At 50.7% G+C, this 18063-nt stretch carries 18 protein-coding genes and 1 riboswitch; all 18 genes read right to left on the reverse strand.

Annotation, left to right across the window (positions count from 1 at the left end):
* Window positions 1-44 precede the first annotated feature (44 nt).
* The 18 genes from pcrB to N179_RS12885 all read right to left on the reverse strand — a co-directional run bounded on the left by pcrB (window position 45) and on the right by N179_RS12885 (window position 17964).
* The gene (pcrB, locus tag N179_RS12800; protein ID WP_174316006.1) at window positions 45-740 is read right to left on the reverse strand and encodes a heptaprenylglyceryl phosphate synthase; all 696 of its coding nucleotides are present in this window, start codon (window positions 738-740) and stop codon (window positions 45-47) included.
* A 62-nt stretch (window positions 741-802) separates the two neighbouring features.
* Complete coding sequence (locus N179_RS12805; protein WP_035398958.1) at window positions 803-1027, reverse strand: hypothetical protein; 225 nt, start codon at window positions 1025-1027, stop codon at window positions 803-805.
* A gap of 12 nt (window positions 1028-1039) precedes the next feature.
* Window positions 1040-2419 (reverse strand): TrkH family potassium uptake protein, encoded by a 1380-nt coding sequence (locus tag N179_RS12810; RefSeq protein ID WP_035398960.1) that lies wholly within the window; start codon window positions 2417-2419, stop codon window positions 1040-1042.
* A gap of 37 nt (window positions 2420-2456) precedes the next feature.
* Complete coding sequence (locus N179_RS12815) at window positions 2457-2771, reverse strand: YerC/YecD family TrpR-related protein (protein WP_023467078.1); 315 nt, start codon at window positions 2769-2771, stop codon at window positions 2457-2459.
* A 68-nt stretch (window positions 2772-2839) separates the two neighbouring features.
* Window positions 2840-4579, reverse strand: coding sequence for an adenine deaminase C-terminal domain-containing protein (locus tag N179_RS12820; protein ID WP_023467077.1), 1740 nt, complete (start codon window positions 4577-4579; stop codon window positions 2840-2842).
* Between the two features lie 210 nt (window positions 4580-4789).
* The gene (purD, locus tag N179_RS12825) at window positions 4790-6052 is read right to left on the reverse strand and encodes a phosphoribosylamine--glycine ligase (protein ID WP_075642982.1); all 1263 of its coding nucleotides are present in this window, start codon (window positions 6050-6052) and stop codon (window positions 4790-4792) included.
* A gap of 15 nt (window positions 6053-6067) precedes the next feature.
* On the reverse strand, window positions 6068-7588 hold the full coding sequence (gene purH / locus N179_RS12830; protein WP_029340747.1) for a bifunctional phosphoribosylaminoimidazolecarboxamide formyltransferase/IMP cyclohydrolase: 1521 nt from the start codon (window positions 7586-7588) through the stop codon (window positions 6068-6070).
* Window positions 7585-8160 carry a phosphoribosylglycinamide formyltransferase gene (gene purN, locus N179_RS12835; RefSeq protein WP_023467073.1) on the reverse strand — a complete coding sequence of 192 codons (576 nt, stop codon included), beginning with the start codon at window positions 8158-8160 and terminating at the stop codon, window positions 7585-7587. Before purN ends, purH begins: the two co-directional genes overlap by 4 nt.
* A complete protein-coding gene (gene purM / locus N179_RS12840; RefSeq protein ID WP_075642983.1) occupies window positions 8157-9191 on the reverse strand; it encodes a phosphoribosylformylglycinamidine cyclo-ligase in 1035 nt (344 codons plus the stop codon). Before purM ends, purN begins: the two co-directional genes overlap by 4 nt.
* Window positions 9192-9207: 16 nt before the next feature.
* On the reverse strand, window positions 9208-10617 hold the full coding sequence (gene purF / locus N179_RS12845) for an amidophosphoribosyltransferase (protein WP_035398966.1): 1410 nt from the start codon (window positions 10615-10617) through the stop codon (window positions 9208-9210).
* On the reverse strand, window positions 10593-12812 hold the full coding sequence (purL, locus tag N179_RS12850) for a phosphoribosylformylglycinamidine synthase subunit PurL (protein WP_075642984.1): 2220 nt from the start codon (window positions 12810-12812) through the stop codon (window positions 10593-10595). The genes purF and purL overlap by 25 nt, the downstream gene beginning before the upstream one ends.
* Window positions 12793-13476 carry a phosphoribosylformylglycinamidine synthase subunit PurQ gene (gene purQ, locus N179_RS12855; protein WP_023467070.1) on the reverse strand — a complete coding sequence of 228 codons (684 nt, stop codon included), beginning with the start codon at window positions 13474-13476 and terminating at the stop codon, window positions 12793-12795. Before purQ ends, purL begins: the two co-directional genes overlap by 20 nt.
* On the reverse strand, window positions 13473-13721 hold the full coding sequence (gene purS / locus N179_RS12860) for a phosphoribosylformylglycinamidine synthase subunit PurS (protein WP_023467069.1): 249 nt from the start codon (window positions 13719-13721) through the stop codon (window positions 13473-13475). The genes purQ and purS overlap by 4 nt, the downstream gene beginning before the upstream one ends.
* Window positions 13718-14425: a phosphoribosylaminoimidazolesuccinocarboxamide synthase gene (gene purC / locus N179_RS12865; protein ID WP_023467068.1), complete on the reverse strand. Its 708-nt coding sequence runs from the start codon at window positions 14423-14425 to the stop codon at window positions 13718-13720. The genes purS and purC overlap by 4 nt, the downstream gene beginning before the upstream one ends.
* A gap of 59 nt (window positions 14426-14484) precedes the next feature.
* A complete protein-coding gene (gene purB / locus N179_RS12870) occupies window positions 14485-15780 on the reverse strand; it encodes an adenylosuccinate lyase (protein WP_035398969.1) in 1296 nt (431 codons plus the stop codon).
* Window positions 15777-16880 carry a 5-(carboxyamino)imidazole ribonucleotide synthase gene (gene purK, locus N179_RS12875; protein WP_083639945.1) on the reverse strand — a complete coding sequence of 368 codons (1104 nt, stop codon included), beginning with the start codon at window positions 16878-16880 and terminating at the stop codon, window positions 15777-15779. The genes purB and purK overlap by 4 nt, the downstream gene beginning before the upstream one ends.
* On the reverse strand, window positions 16877-17368 hold the full coding sequence (purE, locus tag N179_RS12880) for a 5-(carboxyamino)imidazole ribonucleotide mutase (protein WP_023467065.1): 492 nt from the start codon (window positions 17366-17368) through the stop codon (window positions 16877-16879). The genes purK and purE overlap by 4 nt, the downstream gene beginning before the upstream one ends.
* Before the next feature lie 89 nt (window positions 17369-17457).
* A riboswitch (purine riboswitch) is annotated at window positions 17458-17559 on the reverse strand.
* A 207-nt stretch (window positions 17560-17766) separates the two neighbouring features.
* Window positions 17767-17964 (reverse strand): NETI motif-containing protein, encoded by a 198-nt coding sequence (locus N179_RS12885; protein WP_029340738.1) that lies wholly within the window; start codon window positions 17962-17964, stop codon window positions 17767-17769.
* Window positions 17965-18063: the final 99 nt, after the last annotated feature.

Consider the following 18063-nt stretch of genomic DNA (forward strand, 5'->3'; position numbering starts at 1 on the left):
TCAATAGCCTCATTTCTTATATTCCGAACTTTTGTTCCTATATTTTATCGTGTCGCTGCGACGGTCGCAAGCGCTGCTTTTAAATCCTCATAAATGACGTTCCCGACGACGATCGTATCCGCATACTGTAGCATCTCACGCGCTCGCTCTTCGGAGTCGATTCCTCCACCGTAAAACAGGCGTGCCTGCTTCAAGACATCGCGAACGGCTGCGACTCGTTCCGGTTCCCCGTAAACGCCGCTGTATTCGAGATACACGACCGGTAGACGGAAGACGCTATCCGCTAACTGCGCATAAGCGACGGTCTCATCTAATGTTAGCGGTTTTGCTTGTGTCACATGCGCGACCTTCGCATCAGGATTCAGGACGATATACCCTTCCCCGACAAGATCAGCATGCGCCAGCATATGACCGACTTGTTCTAACGCCTCGACTTGTTTTTCGACGACGTACTCTAATGTACCCGCATTCAGGACCGTCGGTGTCAGATACGTATCAAATCCCATCGTTGCGGCTTCGAGTTCAGAAATCTCGAGTGCCACTGCGACTGGATACCGGCGCAAACGCATCAAGAGATCAAGCGTCGCATCGAGTGTGATGTCATCTGTTCCACCGACAAGAATCGCATCCGTTCCGGACGTCGCAATCGCCTGCAGGCTAGCATCATCAATTGGTTTTGCTGGATCTAGTTTAAAGACATGTCGCCATTCATTAAAAGGTAATAACACGGTTCGTCCCATCCTCTCTTTCTCATTCCACATTCAGTATAAAACAAAAAACCATCTCGCGCAGGGCGAGATGGTCAGACGTGTGTCCGTCGTTTCGTCAATAACGATGCGAGTAACAACGCAAAGACGGCATATACCGGCACGAACGCCCACGGTTCTGCCAAAAAGAAGCCGAGTACCGGAACGTCCAGTAACGGCGAATCCGGTGAACAGAGTGCTCGGCCGTTGACGAGCGCCAAAAACGGTAAGACAGGAACAGCAAAGATATAGGCGAAGTTGATCCAAAAGGCACGTTTCATAAAAGAGCCTCCTTATCCGATGATGACGGATTCCTTCGGATAGTTGTAGTTACGTTTCGGTTGGTTCGCTTTCAGGAGAAGAACGAACGAGATGACACCGATTCGACCGATGAACATCAACACGGACAACGTCCATTTTCCGATATCCGATAATTGATCCGTGATGCCGAGCGATAGACCGGTCGTTCCGAACGCTGAACAGGCTTCAAAAAACAGCACGAGGAACGGGGCATCTTCGACAAGCAATAAGACGATCAATCCGACCATCGTCACACCAGTCGAGACGACGATGACGACGAAGGCTTTCCAGATGTCTGACTGACCAATCTCACGACCGAAGATTTTGATCCCGTACTCGCCTCGGATGAAGGCGATGACACTCAAGACGGCGACGGCGAACGTCGTCGTTCGAATCCCCCCACCAACGGAAGACGGTGACGCTCCGATGAACATTAAGAGCGACAAGACGAAAATCGATGCCTGCGAGAAGGACGTGATGTCGACCGTCGTCAATCCCCCGTTTCGGGTCGTGACGGATTGGAACAAGGCGTCGACGAGCTTCTCATCGATCGGTAAACCTTTAAAGGATTGGTTCCATTCAAATAGCAGCAATGCTACCGTTCCGAACAGGACGAGAATGAAGAACGTTGACGCCGTCAATTTTGTAAATAGTGAAAAATGATACGGTTGACGAGTCGCTTGGCGTGTCGCCCGGTAGGAAATATAGCGTCTGACTTCGACGAGTACAGGAAACCCGATTGCGCCAAGCGTCAGCAACAAAATTTGCATGAACACGACGAATAAATCACCCCGAAATGGTAGTAACGATTCACCCGTGATATCAAAACCAGCATTCGTCGTCGCACTGACCGATCCGAACAGTCCTTGGAGCATCGCTTCTCCGAGTGTCGGAAAATATTTCGTGTAATATAGTCCGAGAATCAAAGCCCCGATCAATTCAATCGAGACGATGATCAAGATGACTTCGCGAATGTATTTGACGACCCCTTGCATCGTTGTCTGGTTCTGATCTCGGACGACAAGCTGGCGTTCCCGAAAGCCGATTCGTTTTCCGAGGATGACCCACATCGCGATATGAAGCGACATCAAGCCAATTCCGCTGACTTGTACTAAAATCATGATCATGAAGTAACCGAACGTCGTGAAGGTTTCTGAGACCGAGACCGTCGTCAAACCCGTGACACTGACACAACTGACCGCCATGAAGACGAGGTCCGTGAAGTCCCAGTCGTAATTTCCTTTCGTCGACCACGGCAGACCGAGCAGAATGATCCCGATGATGACCGCAACGAAGTAGATGATGACGAGTGACTGGATGGGCGTCAACTTTCGAATGAAATGTTGAATTCTTTGTTGTAACGCAAAATCCAATATGACACGCCCCCCCTCATAGAAGTAGCGGATAACATTAGTTATCCGCTACTTCTTGCTCGATAAGACCTAGGCGGGCAAGCGCTAGATCATAACCGCCCGAACCGTAGTTCAAGCAACGTTTGACACGCGAGATCGTTGCTGTTGAAGCACCGGTCGCCTTTTCGATTTTGTGATACGTATTGCCTTCACGTAATTGACGTGCGACTTCAAGACGTTGGGCGAGCGCCTGGATTTCGTTGACGGTCGCTAAGTCTTCGAACAACGTATAACAATCTTCTAATGAATCCATCTTCATGATGGCTGTAAATAACTGATCCAATTCTTTTCCACGCAATTTATCGAGTTGCATCTTGTGACTCCCTTTCCCATTCAATTGCTCTTTAATAGTTTAAAGCGCGACGTTTTAAAATTCAAGCATCATCGCAAAATCGCTGGGAAAAGGACTTTTTTCCGAAGGACTTCGTATATTCCCTGCGGCGTGATCCGCACATATGGCAAGTGAGTTGATGCTAGGAATAGCAACGTATAGACAGGATCTTCAAACGCATAACCGCGTTCGAACAAGGCTTCCCGTAGAGCGGTTTCCTGAACAATCAAATCTTCGAGTGGCAAGTCGGACGTCTGCCCCATCAAGGTCAACGGAACTTCAGCGATGACTTCTCCGTCCTCGACGAGAACGATTCCGCCGCCGAACGCTTTCATTCGATCAAACGCGACTTGCATGTCTCGTTTCGATTTACCGATCATCAAGATATCACCGCTAATCGAGTACGAACTGACGAGACCACCGACTTGTGTCGCAAAGTTTTTCAGAACGGTATTCAGTCGCCACTTCCCTTCCCGGTCGAGTAACATCAGGAAGGATTCATCACATCCTGTCGGTAGCACAGGCACACTTGTATCGTGTTCGACTTGATAGAGCTTCATGATGACGGAATTGACCATCTCAAGACCAACCGGCATGCTAAACGAAAAATCCTGTTCCGTTAAGGAAACCTGGACTTCCGAGCGTGGCATGAGCGCATAGACAGCATCAAGCGCTTCTGCCGGGTAACAGGGGATGTCGGCTTGACGGACCCATGTGCCGCGCGCAAGTACGGCGACAGGTGTCGGTGCATCTTTTGCCTCAAGGAAATTGAGATGCGCGATTCGTCCTGGTGCGATACTCCCGAGTAGATGATCGAGATTAAAATGACGCGCTGCATTGTACGACGCGATCCGGTACGCTTCTTCGACCGGGATGCCTGCCTCAAGCATCAATCGAATCGTCTCGTCCATCATGCCTGCCTTATAAAAGGACGGCGTTGAACCATCTGTCGTCACGAGCACCTTATCGAACTGCGTCAACCCTGCTTCGACGAGACCTTTAAAAATATCCGGTAAATCTGGACGAATCGATGAATAACGAATCGTCGTCGTGTAGCCAAGTTCAAGACGTGTCATCGCTTCTTCAACAGTCATCGCTTCATGATCACTCGTCACGCCATACAGCGCCATCTTCGTCAGCGTCTTCGCTGAAGCACCAGGAAAATGACCTTCGATCGGTTTTCCGAGTTTGATCGCATCCTGCATCCAGTGAAGCAGTTCATCATCTCCTTGCGAGAGACGTGGCCATCCTGTCAACTCACCTGCTTGGATGACTTGTGGATGCTTGAGCCACGCTTGAATCCGGCGATTATCGATTGAGATACTGTCGGCATCAAGCTCGGTTTGTGCGTCGAGTCGTGCCCACCAGTACATTGAGGTCGGTAAGTCTGCTAGCGCCTCGACTTGAGCAAACGCTTGCTCCGTCGGCTCTAATAATAACAACATGTTGTCGTTGACGAGCGTCGATGTTCCCCGCTCTGCTGCGAATTTTGCAAGACTCGCTGGATTGTAAAGTTGGAACGGATGGGCATGGGGTTCAATGTAACCGGGTACGATATATTGACCTGTCGCATCATGGTACGCATCGGCTTGTTCCGGCATCTCTGGACCGACATAGACGATCCGGTCGCCACTAATCCAGATGTTCGCCGTCCGCCATGCTTTGACACCATGATTCAGGTAAGTGGCATTCTGTATGACAAGTGTCGGTGCAAGCTTTCCGCTGATGACCGCTTGGTGTGTTCGTACTTCAGATTTCGTCCAAGGGGATCTTCCACAATTTTTTTTCACGAAAGCTCGACCTCCTTTGTTTTATTGAAAACGCTTTCTTATAGTTCTTATACTAAAATGTTGCTAAGTAAGTTTCAAGAAGTTTTGCCCCGTTCCGGATTCATTTGGTCAAAATAACACAAATTCGCCATGGAAGACAAATCTTTTCGTGCACTTCGCCAAGAAACAAAAAACCAGACGAGGCTCCTTCGAGCACGTCTGGTTCAGATATCATGATTCATGCGAGGCACGAAAGGCTTTTTGAGCGATATCAGTTCGGTAAAAGAATGGCTGATCCGTCACGTCTGGTAAGTTTGCATAGACCTGTTCGACAGCCTGCTCGATCGTCTCGGCACGGCTGACACACACGAGGACACGTCCACCAGCTGAGACAAGTTGATCGTCTCGTTCTGCAGTGCCGGCATGAAAGACGAGAAGACCGTCCCCGATCTGATCAAGTGGAATCGCTTGTCCCGTTTTTGGCGCTTCCGGATATCCTTCTGCTGCGACGACGACACCGACAGCTGCTTGATTTGTCCAAACGACTTCTGGTATCTGTCCGTCCATCAGCGGCATGATGACATCAAGCAACGGCGTTTCTAAGCGCGGAAGAATGACTTCTGTCTCCGGATCACCGAACCGGGCATTGAACTCGATGACGAATGGTCCTTGTTTCGTCAGCATCAGACCGGCATAGAGGAAGCCCGTGAACGGAATTCCTTCGCTTGCCATCTGATCGACGAGCGGCTGAATGATGCGATCAACAGCTTCTGTCGTCAACGCTGCTTCGTCCCACTGAGGAAGCGGAGAATACGCGCCCATGCCTCCTGTGTTCGGACCTAAGTCACCGTCAAACGCCCGTTTATGATCTTGCGACAATACCATCGGGATGACCGTCTCTTCGTGCACGAATGCCATCAATGAACATTCTTCCCCGATCAGGCATTCTTCGATGACGACGCGGCTTTGTTGACCGTATTCCCCGGCAAACGTATCGTGGATTGCAACAAGCGCCTGGTCCACGGTTTCTGCAACCGTGACTCCTTTTCCGGCAGCAAGTCCATCGGCTTTGATGACGATCGGTGCACCCGCTTTGCGAACATACGCCTCTGCTTCTGCTGCTGAAGTAAAGACGGCGTGAGCAGCGGTCGGAATACCGGCACGCTCCATCAATTCTTTCGCGAACTGCTTACTTCCTTCGATCGCTGCCGCTTCCCGTGTTGGTCCGAAGATCTGCAGTCCTGCTGCCTGAAAGGCGTTAACGACTCCGAGAACAAGTGGTCCTTCTGGTCCGACGATCGTCCAATCGATCTGTTCGTCTTGTGCGAACGTCACGAGTTCATCGATAGCATCTTCGGCGATCGGAACACATGTGGCTTGTGTCATCCCGGCATTCCCAGGCGCAGCATACACGGTCTCGATCCGTTCATCCTGTGCCAGCTTCCAGACGAGCGCGTGTTCACGCCCTCCTTTACCAATCACCAATACCTTCATTCAAATCGCCTCCGCTTAGTGTTTGAAATGTCGAACGTTCGTAAAGACCATCGTAATGCCATGTTTGTTACACGCATCGATTGACTCTTGGTCGCGAATCGAGCCGCCTGGTTGGATAATTGCCGTAATGCCAGCTGCTGCTGCCGCTTCGACCGTATCGCCCATTGGGAAGAAGGCATCGGAAGCAAGGGACGCGCCAACTGCTTTTTCTCCGGCTTGCGTAATCGCGATGTTCGCTGAACCAACACGGTTCATCTGTCCTGCACCAACACCGACCGTCACTTCGTCCTTCGCGAGAACGATGGCATTCGACTTGACGTGTTTGACGGCGCGCCATGCGAGTTTCAAGTCCTCCCATTCCGCCGCTGTCGGTTTGCGGTCTGTCACGACACGTGCTGCTGCATCATCAAGCGTCTCATCGTCACTGTCTTGGACGAGCATGCCGCCAGCGACTGCCGTATAACGGATCGCTTGGACACGCTTGACGTCGAGTTCAAGCAGACGGATGTTCTTTTTCGCTGACAACAAGGCGAATGCTTCTTCCGTGAAGGATGGAGCGATGATGATCTCAAGGAAGATGCCGCTTAATTGTTCTGCTGTCTCTAAATCGACTTCACGGTTCAAGGCGACGATGCCACCGAAGATCGACACTGGATCGGCTGCATGAGCGCGGCGGAATGCCTCTCCGATTGTCGGACCGACAGCAACACCACATGGGTTCATGTGTTTGACGACGACAGCTGCTGCTTCGCGGAACTCGTCGAGAATTTCAAGTGCAGCGTTCGCATCTTGGATGTTGTTATACGACAACTCTTTACCGTGCAACTGTTTCGCTGAAGCGAGAGATGCTCCACGGTAAATCGGTGTTTTATAGAAGGCTGCTTCTTGGTGTGGATTTTCTCCGTAACGAAGATCCTGGACTTTTTCAAGCGTGATCGTCAACTGATCGGGGAACTTCTCACCTGTTTGCGTCAAGAAATAATCCGCGATCAACGCATCGTACGCCGCTGTATGCCGGAATGCTTTCGCCGCAAGACGTTGGCGTGTCTCAAACGTCGTACCGCCTTCACGAATCTCAGCAACGACCGTTTCGTAATCAGCTGGGTCGACGACGACCGTGACAGCTGCGTGGTTTTTCGCTGCTGAGCGCAACATGCTCGGTCCACCGATATCGATGTTCTCGATCGCATCGGCATAGGCGACGTCTTCTTGTAAGACCGTCTGTTTGAACGGATACAGATTGACGACGACGAAATCAATCGGTTGGATCTGTTGCGCAGCCATCTGCTCACGATGGGATTCAAGATCACGACGACCGAGTAATCCACCATGAACCATTGGATGGAGCGTCTTGACACGTCCATCGAGCATTTCTGGGAATTGTGTGACTTCACTGATACCAATGACCGGAAGCCCAGCTTCCTCTAATGCTTGATGTGTTCCGCCTGTCGAGACGAGCTCGATCCCTGCTTCATGAAACGCTCGTCCTAATTCGACGATTCCTGTTTTATCCGACACACTAATTAACGCTCTCATACGTTTGCCTCCTCTTTCATCCACTCTTCGATGACTTGCGGATACAGTCTATGTTCGACACGCTGAATCGCTTGTTGCAATGTTTCACGCGTCATCTCTTCTGTAATCCGGACGGCTTCTTGGGCCATGATCGGTCCTGTGTCCATGCCTTCATCGACTATATGAATTGTAACACCTGTGATTTTAACTCCGCCACGAAATGCTTGTCCGATCGCATCTTTTCCCGGGAAGGCCGGAAGTAGCGACGGGTGGATGTTGACGATCCGCCCTGCGTATCGTCCGAGCAACTCTTCCCCGATCAATCGCATGTAGCCGGCGAGAATGATCCGTTCGACGCCTTTCGCTTCAAGACGGGCAATGATCTCCCGCTCAAAACTCGGTTTATCCGGATAGTCCTTCGCCCGAAAGACGAAGACGTCACATCCGCGTCGTTTCGCCCGTTCGATGACTGCTGCGTCCGGTTGATCGCAGACGATCAGTTCGATCGAGGCATGTAACGTTCCTGCCTCGATTGCTTCAAAAAGTGCTTCGACATTACTACCGCTTCCTGATGCAAAACAGGCGATCTTCATGCGTCGACTCCTTGAATCCGGACACCTTCTTGATCGGTCACCTGACCAATCACGTACGCTGTCTCATTTTCACGAGCGAGGCGTGCTGTCACTTCCGCGACATCTTCCGGTTTGACGATCAACATGAAACCGATCCCCATGTTGAAGACATTATACATATCATGTCGTGGAAGGTCACCCGCTTGCTCGAGCCAGTCGAAGACTGGTAACGTCGGCCACTTTTTCGGGTCGAACGATGCACCGAGACCTTCTGGCAAGACGCGTGGTACGTTCTCGTAGAATCCCCCACCCGTAATATGAACCATCGCTTGGATCTTTTCCGTCTCAAGGGCTGCTTTGACCGCTTCGACATAGATACGTGTTGGCATGAGGAGCGCATTTCCGAGCGTATGACCGAGCATCATGACTTCATCTTCGTAGCGGAGACCACTGTCGGCGACGATTTTACGGACGAGTGAGAACCCATTTGAATGGACGCCAGACGAAGCGAGACCGAGAATGACATCTCCTGATGCGACCTTATCACCTATGATCAATTTTTGTTTCTCGACGGCACCGACGGCGAACCCGGCGATATCATATTCGCCGTCCGCATACATCCCTGGCATTTCCGCTGTCTCGCCGCCGATTAACGTACATCCCGCCTGGACGCAACCTTCTGCGACACCTGCGACGATCCGTTCGATCTTCGCCGGAATTGCCTGACCGAGCGCGATGTAGTCAAGGAAATAAAGTGGTTCCGCGCCTTGGACGATGATATCGTTCACACACATCGCGACACAGTCGATCCCAATCGTATCGTGTTGTTCCAGTGCGAAAGCGAGCTTGAGCTTCGTACCGACACCGTCTGTCCCACTGACAAGGACCGGTTCTTTCAACTGCAATTGGCTGAGGTCGAACATCGCACCAAAGCTACCGAGTCCCGTCAATACTTCTTTGCGCATCGAACGGGCGACGTGTTTTTTCATTCGGGTGACTGACTCATATCCTGCTGTCAGACTCACACCTGCTGCTTCGTAATGTTTGCTCATGTTCTTCCTCCATCTATCAAAGTTTAGCTTCTAACTCGAGCGAACCGAGCGGTGTCGGATACTCTCCTGTGAAGCAAGCGGTACATTGTCCTTTTAACGGTCCATCGAACGGGCGATCGATCGCATCGACCATGCCCGGTACAGTTAAGAATTCAAGGGAATCCGCACCGATTTCCTGACGGATTTCTTCCGGCATCAACCGAGCAGAGATCAGTTCTTCCTTCGATGAAGTATCAATCCCGTAATAACATGGATTCGTAATCGGTGGTGCCGTGATGCGGACGTGCACTTCCGTCGCACCCGCTTCACGTAACAAACCGACGATGCGTCGACTCGTCGTTCCCCGGACGATTGAATCATCGACCATGATGACACGCTTTCCTTGCACGACGCCGCGTAACGCAGACAACTTCATTTTGACCCCACGTTCCCGTAACTCTTGTGACGGCTGGATGAACGTCCGTCCGACATACCGGTTCTTGATCAATCCCATTTCATATGGAATACCACTCGCTTCCGCGTAACCGATCGCTGCCGAAATACTTGAATCCGGCACTCCGGTAACGACGTCTGCTTCGACCGGTGCTTCTTCATACATCTTTTTCCCGAGTGCTTTGCGAGCCGTATGGACGTTGACGCCATCAATGATTGAATCCGGACGTGAGAAGTAGATGTATTCCATCGAACACATCGCCCGTTCACGTGGTTCCATGTATTGACGAGACGACATGCCGTGTTCTGTGATCGTTACGAGCTCCCCTGGCTCGATATCACGAATGAACTCCGCGCCGACGATATCAAAGGCACATGTCTCTGACGCGAATACGATGCCGCCGTCTGGTGTCTTCCCAAGTGACAGTGGACGCAGTCCGTGTGGATCAACTGCTACGAATAACGTGTCTTCCGTTAAGAAAAGGAAGGCGAACGCCCCAACGAGACGCGCGAGACTGTCGGCAATCCGGTCTTCGAGTGTGTCGAGCTTACTGCGTTTGACGAGATGGGCGACGACTTCCGTATCACTCGTCGTCTGAAAGATGGCACCCTCTGCTTCTAACAGGTGCTTCAGTGAATCCGCGTTGACGAGGTTTCCGTTATGTGCGAGAGCAAGATCTCCCGTCCGCGATTTGAAATGCAGCGGTTGAGTGTTCTCAAGCGTGTTTCCTCCTGCTGTCGAATACCGGACATGTCCGATCGCATGATGTCCTTTCAGATTCGTCAGTGTCTCTTCCGAAAAGACTTCCGTCACGAGTCCTTGCCCGCGATGTGGGAAGAGGTCGTCACCGTCACTCGTGACGATGCCTGCCCCTTCCTGTCCCCGGTGTTGCAAGCTATGCAAGCCGTAATAAGCAAGTTGCGCCGCATTCGGTTGTCCGAAGATCCCGAAGACGCCACACTCCTCATTTAGTCCTTTGATGTCATATAACACGCGATTGCTCCTTCCCAGTCTCCCTGTAAGGTCGAACGGTCTGCTTCGATCCGTGTCTCTGCCGTCTCGATGACGAGAAGCTCATCGTTCGTAACGACACCGATCGCTTGAGCACCAGTCCGTTGTTCGAATGCTGTGACGTGCGCTTGTGGCACCGTAACGATGAAGCGTGATTGCGATTCGCTGAACAGGTGTAAGGTCGGTCCGTCGAACTGAACCGTCAACCCGAGATCCGTTCCAAACGTCATCTCAGCGAGAGCGATGGCAAGACCACCTTCTGACACATCATGCATCGCATTGACTTCACCTGCTTGTACTGCCTGCTGTAACAATTGTAAGCGTGCGTGTTCGACGGCTAAATCGATCTGTGGTGCGCGACCGAATGATTTACCGAATTGCATATATTGAAGTTCACTGCCGCCAAACTCGGCTGTTGTTTCTCCTAATAGATAAATCTGGTCACCAGCTTGTTTGACGTGTTGTGTCGTGATCCATTCGGTTTGCTCGTGTAATCCAACCATTCCGACGACCGGTGTCGGGTGAACCGCTTGACCGGCTGACTCGTTGTAGAGTGAGACGTTTCCACCGATGACAGGTGTCTCAAGGACACGACATGCTTCTGCCATACCGGCTGTTGCTTGTTGCAACTGCCAGAAGCCTTCTGGTTTATCCGGATTTCCGAAGTTCAGACAATCCGTGATGGCGAGTGGTGTCGCCCCACTCGCGACGATATTACGTGCTGCTTCTGCTACCGCAATCTGTCCACCGACGTATGGATCCAAGTAGACGAAACGGCTGTTACAGTCGGTCGTCATCGCGAGCGCTTTGTTCGTGCCGCGGACACGAATGACGGCTGCGTCTGATCCTGGTGCGACGACGGTCGATGTCTGGACCATATGATCGTACTGATCGTAGACCCAGCGTTTTGAAGCGATCGTCGGCTGACGGAGTAACGCCCGCCATGTCTCAACGACATCTTCGACGACTGGAAGCGTCTCTTCCATCGCTTGGAATGCTTCATAATACGCAGGAACGCGGGATGGTTTTTCGTAGACTGGTGCTTCTTCTGCTAACGCATCAACCGGAACTTCTGCGACGATATCTCCATGATGAATCAACCGTAAGACTTTCTCTTCAATGACTTCTCCGACGTGAACGGCATGGAGTCCCCATTTGCTGACGATTGCTTCGATCTCTGCTTCGCGACCACGCTTGACGACGAGTAACATCCGCTCTTGTGATTCCGAGAGCATCATTTCGTAGGCAGTCATCCCTGTCTCTCGTTGCGGGACGTCATCGAGGTGCATCTCGATGCCCATACCGGCTTTTGAAGCCATCTCTGCTGAAGACGATGTCAGTCCGGCAGCACCCATGTCCTGCATCCCGACGAGTGCCGGATGCCCGACGATTTCAAGACACGCTTCAATCAATAGCTTCTCCATGAATGGATCGCCGACTTGAACAGCCGGACGTTTTGCTTCCGTATCCTCTCCGAGATCCTCCGAGGCAAACGTCGCACCATGGATCCCGTCGCGTCCAGTAGCTGCACCGACGTACATGACCGAGTTGCCGACACCTTTTGCCTGACCTTTTTGAATATCGGCATGGTTGATTAAACCGATACACATCGCGTTGACGAGTGGATTGCCTTCATACGAGCGATCAAATCCGATTTCGCCACCGATCGTTGGAATACCGACACAGTTGCCGTAACCGGCGATTCCGGCGACGACTTGTTCGAACAGTTGATTGACACGTGGTGTACCGAGATGACCGAAACGGAGCGAGTTCATGAGTGCGACCGGTCGTGCGCCCATCGAGAAGATGTCACGAATGATTCCGCCGACGCCTGTCGCAGCCCCTTGATACGGTTCAACAGCGGATGGATGGTTGTGGCTTTCGATCTTAAAGACGACTGCCTGCTCATCGCCGATATCAACGACACCTGCACCTTCCCCTGGTCCTTGTAAGACACGTGGTCCAGTCGTCGGGAATTGACGGAGGACAGGTTTAGATGTCTTGTATGAACAATGCTCGGACCACATGACTGAGAACAATCCTGTTTCCGTATAGTTCGGTTGGCGTCCGAGTAAATCGACGACCATCTGGTATTCTGTATCACTCAAGCCCATCGTGGCATAGACGCGTTGCTCTTGAATCAATTCTGGTGTTGGTTCAGACTGTTGTTTTAGCATGGTGTGCCCCCTGTTTGACGAGTGAAGTAAAGAGTTTTAGTCCATCTGTTCCGCCGGTCAAGAGTTCGACCGCTCGTTCCGGGTGTGGCATCATCCCAAGAACGTTGCCGGCTTTGTTCGTGATTCCGGCGATATCGCCGCGCGAGCCGTTCGGATTGTCGACATATGTGAAGGCGATTTGTCCGTTCGTTTGCAGCATCGCGTAAGTCGCATCGTCGCAGTGGTAGTTTCCTTCACCATGCGCGATCGGAATCGAGATCGTCTCGCCTGGCAGGTAATCCGATGTAAAACGTGTCTTTGTATTCTCAACCTTTAGTTCAACCGTCCGGCACATGAACTTCAAGCCGTTGTTTCGGTGCAAGACACCTGGTAAGAGTCCCGCTTCGACAAGGATCTGGAATCCGTTACATACCCCGAGGACCGTTTTCCCTTCTGCCGCAAAACGTTTGACTTCTTCCATGATCGGTGAGAAGCGCGCGATCGCGCCGCAACGAAGGTAATCTCCGTAGGAGAATCCGCCCGGTAACAGGACGCCGTCGTAGCCTTCAAGTGATGTTTCGGTATGGAAGACGTATTCAGCTTCTTCTCCGAGAGCATCCTTGACCGCATGGTACATATCTAAATCACAGTTCGATCCCGGAAAGACGATGACCGCGAACTTCATGCTGGCGTCACCTCTTCGATCGTAATCTGGTAATCTTCCATCACCGTGTTGACGAGTAGTTTTTGACACATCTCATGAATCATCGCTTCTGTCGTTTCCGTTTCAACGAGCAGTTCAATCTGTTTTCCGATTCGGACACTCTCGACACCCGTAAAACCAAGCTGTTGCAATCCGCCTTTTACAGCAACTCCTTGTGGATCTAAAATGCTTTCCCGTAATGCGATCGATACGATGACTTTTTTCATTGTGTGTTTCCTCCTAGGCGATTGAATAGTGTTTGGTAGGTCTCTGTCAGTGAACCGATGTTGCGGCGGAAGACATCTTTATCGAGATGTTCTCCAGTTGCTTGATCCCACAAACGGCATGTATCTGGTGAAATCTCATCAGCTAGTAGAATCGTTCCGTCTGCCATCTTTCCGTATTCCAGTTTAAAATCAATCAACGTGATTCCGTTTTGACGGAAGTAAGGTTGCAAGACTTCATTCACGCGAAGTGCCTTGTCCGACAACTGTTTCAACTCTTCAGAAGTCGCAATCTTCAGTAAATTGATGTGTGATGAGGTGACGAGTGGATCGCCTAACGTATCATCTTTATAGTAGAACTCAACGATTGGTGTTTCGAGTACCGTACCTTCTTCGATACCGAGCCGTTTACTCAAGCTTCCCGCGACGACGTTTCTGACGACGACTTCGAGTGGAATGATGGTGACACGACGTACGAGCTGTTCGCGCTCCGAGACACGTTCAATGAAATGTGTCGGAATGCCCGCTTGTTCGAGGATTTCAAAGAAATGACTCGTCAACCGGTTGTTCAATTCGCCTTTTCCAGCAAAGACTTCTTTTTTCTCACCGTTGAATGCCGTGGCCTCGTCTTTATAGACGATCCGGAGCACATCCTGCTCCTGCGTCGTGTACAATCGTTTTGCTTTTCCTTCATAAAGTGGTTGCATCGCTTTCGTCCCCCATGATCCTAAGATGTAGACGGGGCAAGTGCCCCGTCTCAGGTTGATTAGTTCAAGCCACACCGTTCAAAGATTTCATCGACACGACTCGTATGATACGTCGGATCGAAACACGCATCGAGCTCTTCTTCTGTGAAAAGCTGTTGAATGTCCTGTTCTTGCCACAATAAGTCACGGAACATGATTTGTTCTTCCCACGCCTGCATCGCACGCGGTTGAACGAAATCATACGCTGCTTCACGCGACCAGCCTTTTTCGATTAAAGCGAGTAAGACATGTCCAGAGAAGATGACACCAAACGTCCGGTCCATGTTCCGCTTCATGTTGTCCGGGAAGACCGTCAAGTTCTTCACGATGTTTCCGAAACGGTTCAACATATAGTTGAGTAGTCCTGTCGCATCCGGAAGAATGATGCGTTCTGCCGAAGAATGCGAGATGTCACGTTCGTGCCAGAGTGAGACGTTCTCGTATGCCGTCACCATGTGTCCACGGATGACTCGAGCAAGACCTGTCATGTTCTCTGAACCGATTGGATTTCGCTTGTGCGGCATCGCCGATGATCCTTTTTGACCTTTAGCGAAGAATTCTTCGACTTCACGTGTTTCCGTTTTTTGCAGACCTCGGATTTCCGTTGCCATCTTTTCGATCGATGTCGCGATCAAAGCCAGTGTCGACATGTAGTGTGCATGACGATCACGTTGTAACGTTTGCGTGGAGACCGGAGCAGGCTTTGTCCCTAACTTTTCGCAGACATACTTTTCAATGAACGGATCGATGTTCGCGAATGTTCCGACGGCACCTGACATCTTGCCATATTCGACCGTCTCACGTGCTGCTTCGAAACGGACTTTGTTTCGTTTCATCTCTTCATACCAAAGCGCTAGTTTCAGACCGAACGTCGTCGGTTCTGCATGTACGCCATGTGTGCGTCCCATCATGACCGTATATTTATGTTCGTTCGCTTTGACTTTTAAGATGTCGATGAACCGATCGAGATCTGCAGCAAGAATGTCGTTTGCTTGCTTCAACAGATACGAGAGTGCTGTATCGACGACGTCCGTTGACGTGAGTCCGTAATGGACCCACTTGCGTTCTTCTCCGAGTGTTTCAGAGACAGCGCGCGTAAAGGCGATGACATCATGACGTGTCTCTTGTTCGATCTCTAGGATGCGGTTGACATCAAATGAGGCATTGTCCCAAAGCAACTGGACGTCCTCTTTCGGGATGACACCTAGTTCACTCCATGCTTCACACGCAAGGATCTCGACTTTTAACCAAGCCTCGAATTTGTTTTGTTCGGTCCAGATCGCTTTCATCTCAGGACGTGTATACCGTTCGATCATTGAACTGTCTCCTTCCATATCGACAGGCGTTCGACTTCTGCCAAAGCATCGTCGACGGTATCCGCAAGAATGTTCAAATGTCCCATCTTGCGACCTGTCTTGGCTTCTGCTTTTCCATATAAGTGAACTTTCGTCCGAGCGTTTAGTCTCGGTAGTTCCTCGTATAATGCTGTGACATGCTGACCCAGGATGTTCGCCATGACGACCGGTGTCGTCAGACGGGTATCACCGAGTGGGAGACCACTGATGGCACGGATATGTTGCTCGAATTGGGATGTTTCGCAAGCATCAATCGAATAGTGACCCGAATTGTGTGGTCGGGGTGCTAGTTCATTGACGATTAGTCGAGAACCAACGACAAACAACTCGATGGTCAGTGTACCGATCAGCCCGACGGCATCCGCGATCGATTCAGCGAGCGCAATTGCTTCTTGTTCGAGCGATTCAGAAATGCGTGCCGGTACGATCGATAGATGCAAAATGTTCTCTTGGTGAATGTTCTCACTGACTGGGAAGACACGTGTTTCTGTTGCGCTTCGAGTGACGATGACGGAAATTTCCTGATCAAACGGTAACCATTGTTCTGCGACATACTCAGTCGGTTCGAATCGTTCGATTGCCGCTTGGAACTGTTCTTCCGTCCGGATGACGGTCTGTCCTTTTCCGTCATAGCCGAATCGTGCTGTCTTCAAGACGAATGGTAATCCGAGTCGCTGTTTTGCTTCCTCTAAGTCAGAAGGATGCGTCACCGGATGGTACGGAGCTACAGAGTGCCCAATGCGTTCAATCATCTCTTTTTCCCGAACCCGATGCTGCGTTTGAAAGAGGAGATCCGTTCCGTGAATCAGTTTCGTCCCGATCGCTTCAGCGACTTCCGTCGAGATGTTCTCGAATTCGTAGGTGACGACATCTGATTCAGCTGCGAGCTGTTTCGCTGCCTCGACATCCGTAAAGGGAGCTTTAATATGTTGATCCACCACTTGCGCACATGGTGCGTTATCCGTTGGATCGAGTGTCAGAATCTCAAAGCCCATCTCACGGGCGGACAGTGCCATCATCCGACCAAGTTGACCGCCACCTAGTATCCCGATTCGTTTCATAGCAAGTTTCCTCCAGATGCAATGACGTCTCCTTCTAGTTCGACTCGCATATGATCGAGCTTGCGGGCAAGTCGTTCATCTTGAATCGAGAGAATTTGAGCAGCTAGCAATCCGCCGTTTTTTGCGCCTGCTTCTCCGATGGCAACCGTTGCGACCGGTACGCCACCTGGCATTTGAACGATCGAGAGCAAGGAATCAATTCCTTGGAGCGCTCTACTCTTCACAGGAACACCGATGACGGGTAATGTCGTTTTAGCAGCGACCATGCCCGGTAGATGAGCAGCACCGCCTGCACCGGCAATGATGACCTTCAGTCCTCGTTCACGTGCTGATTCAGCATAACGAAACATTAGATCCGGTGTCCGGTGTGCGGAAACGACTTTCTTTTCGTATGGAATCTCAAGTTGCTCCAACACATCACATGTATGTTTCATCGTTTCCCAATCCGATTGACTTCCCATGATGACGCCGACTTCTACATTTCCCATCGCTGTTTCCTCCTTTGTGCATAAAAAAAGCCCAAACCACGGCTAAAAGGGTGGCTTAGGGTATAAAAAGGTACGCCAAAGAAATATCGACGAACATCCATATACCCCATAGTCCAACGATTTAGGGTCGTTGGGTAGAAACTTGCAAGCCATATCCCTGCTATTATACGAGGTGTTTATATTCAATCATCCTGTCACGACTTCATCTTAACAAGTCCATCCCAAGGCGTCAACCAAAGGCGAACAATTTAATTGTCTGAAAATTTATCGTTCGGTTTTAAAAGGTGTTTTCCTGATTTCATTTAGTGTCCATTCGGAGTTTATTTCTTGGGAAGCATCAAATGAAATAAAGTATAAAAAAAGCATCGTCCGAATGAATCGGACGATGCTTGAGGTAGTTATTCGCTCTCTTTCACTTTGCAATCGAAGACGATTTGCTGACGAATTGGATACGGTTCGCCATTCGCGTCTAATCCAAAGATTGGTTCTTCTCGTCGGACCGTCGGGCGGTATCCCATGGCATCGATACGATCCAAACAGGCACCAATCGTCTCGTTCTCTTCGACGGCTACGCGTAGTTTCGTTTTTTTCGCCATATCCCTGCTCAGTCCCTTCATTAAAATGGATACATGTCTTTCTACAAAAAGACACAAAAAAGCGGCGGCCCTTGAGCGTATGCTCCAGAACCACCGTTT

This window comes from Exiguobacterium indicum HHS 31 (assembly GCF_001939065.1).
Taxonomy (GTDB): domain Bacteria; phylum Bacillota; class Bacilli; order Exiguobacteriales; family Exiguobacteriaceae; genus Exiguobacterium_A; species Exiguobacterium_A indicum.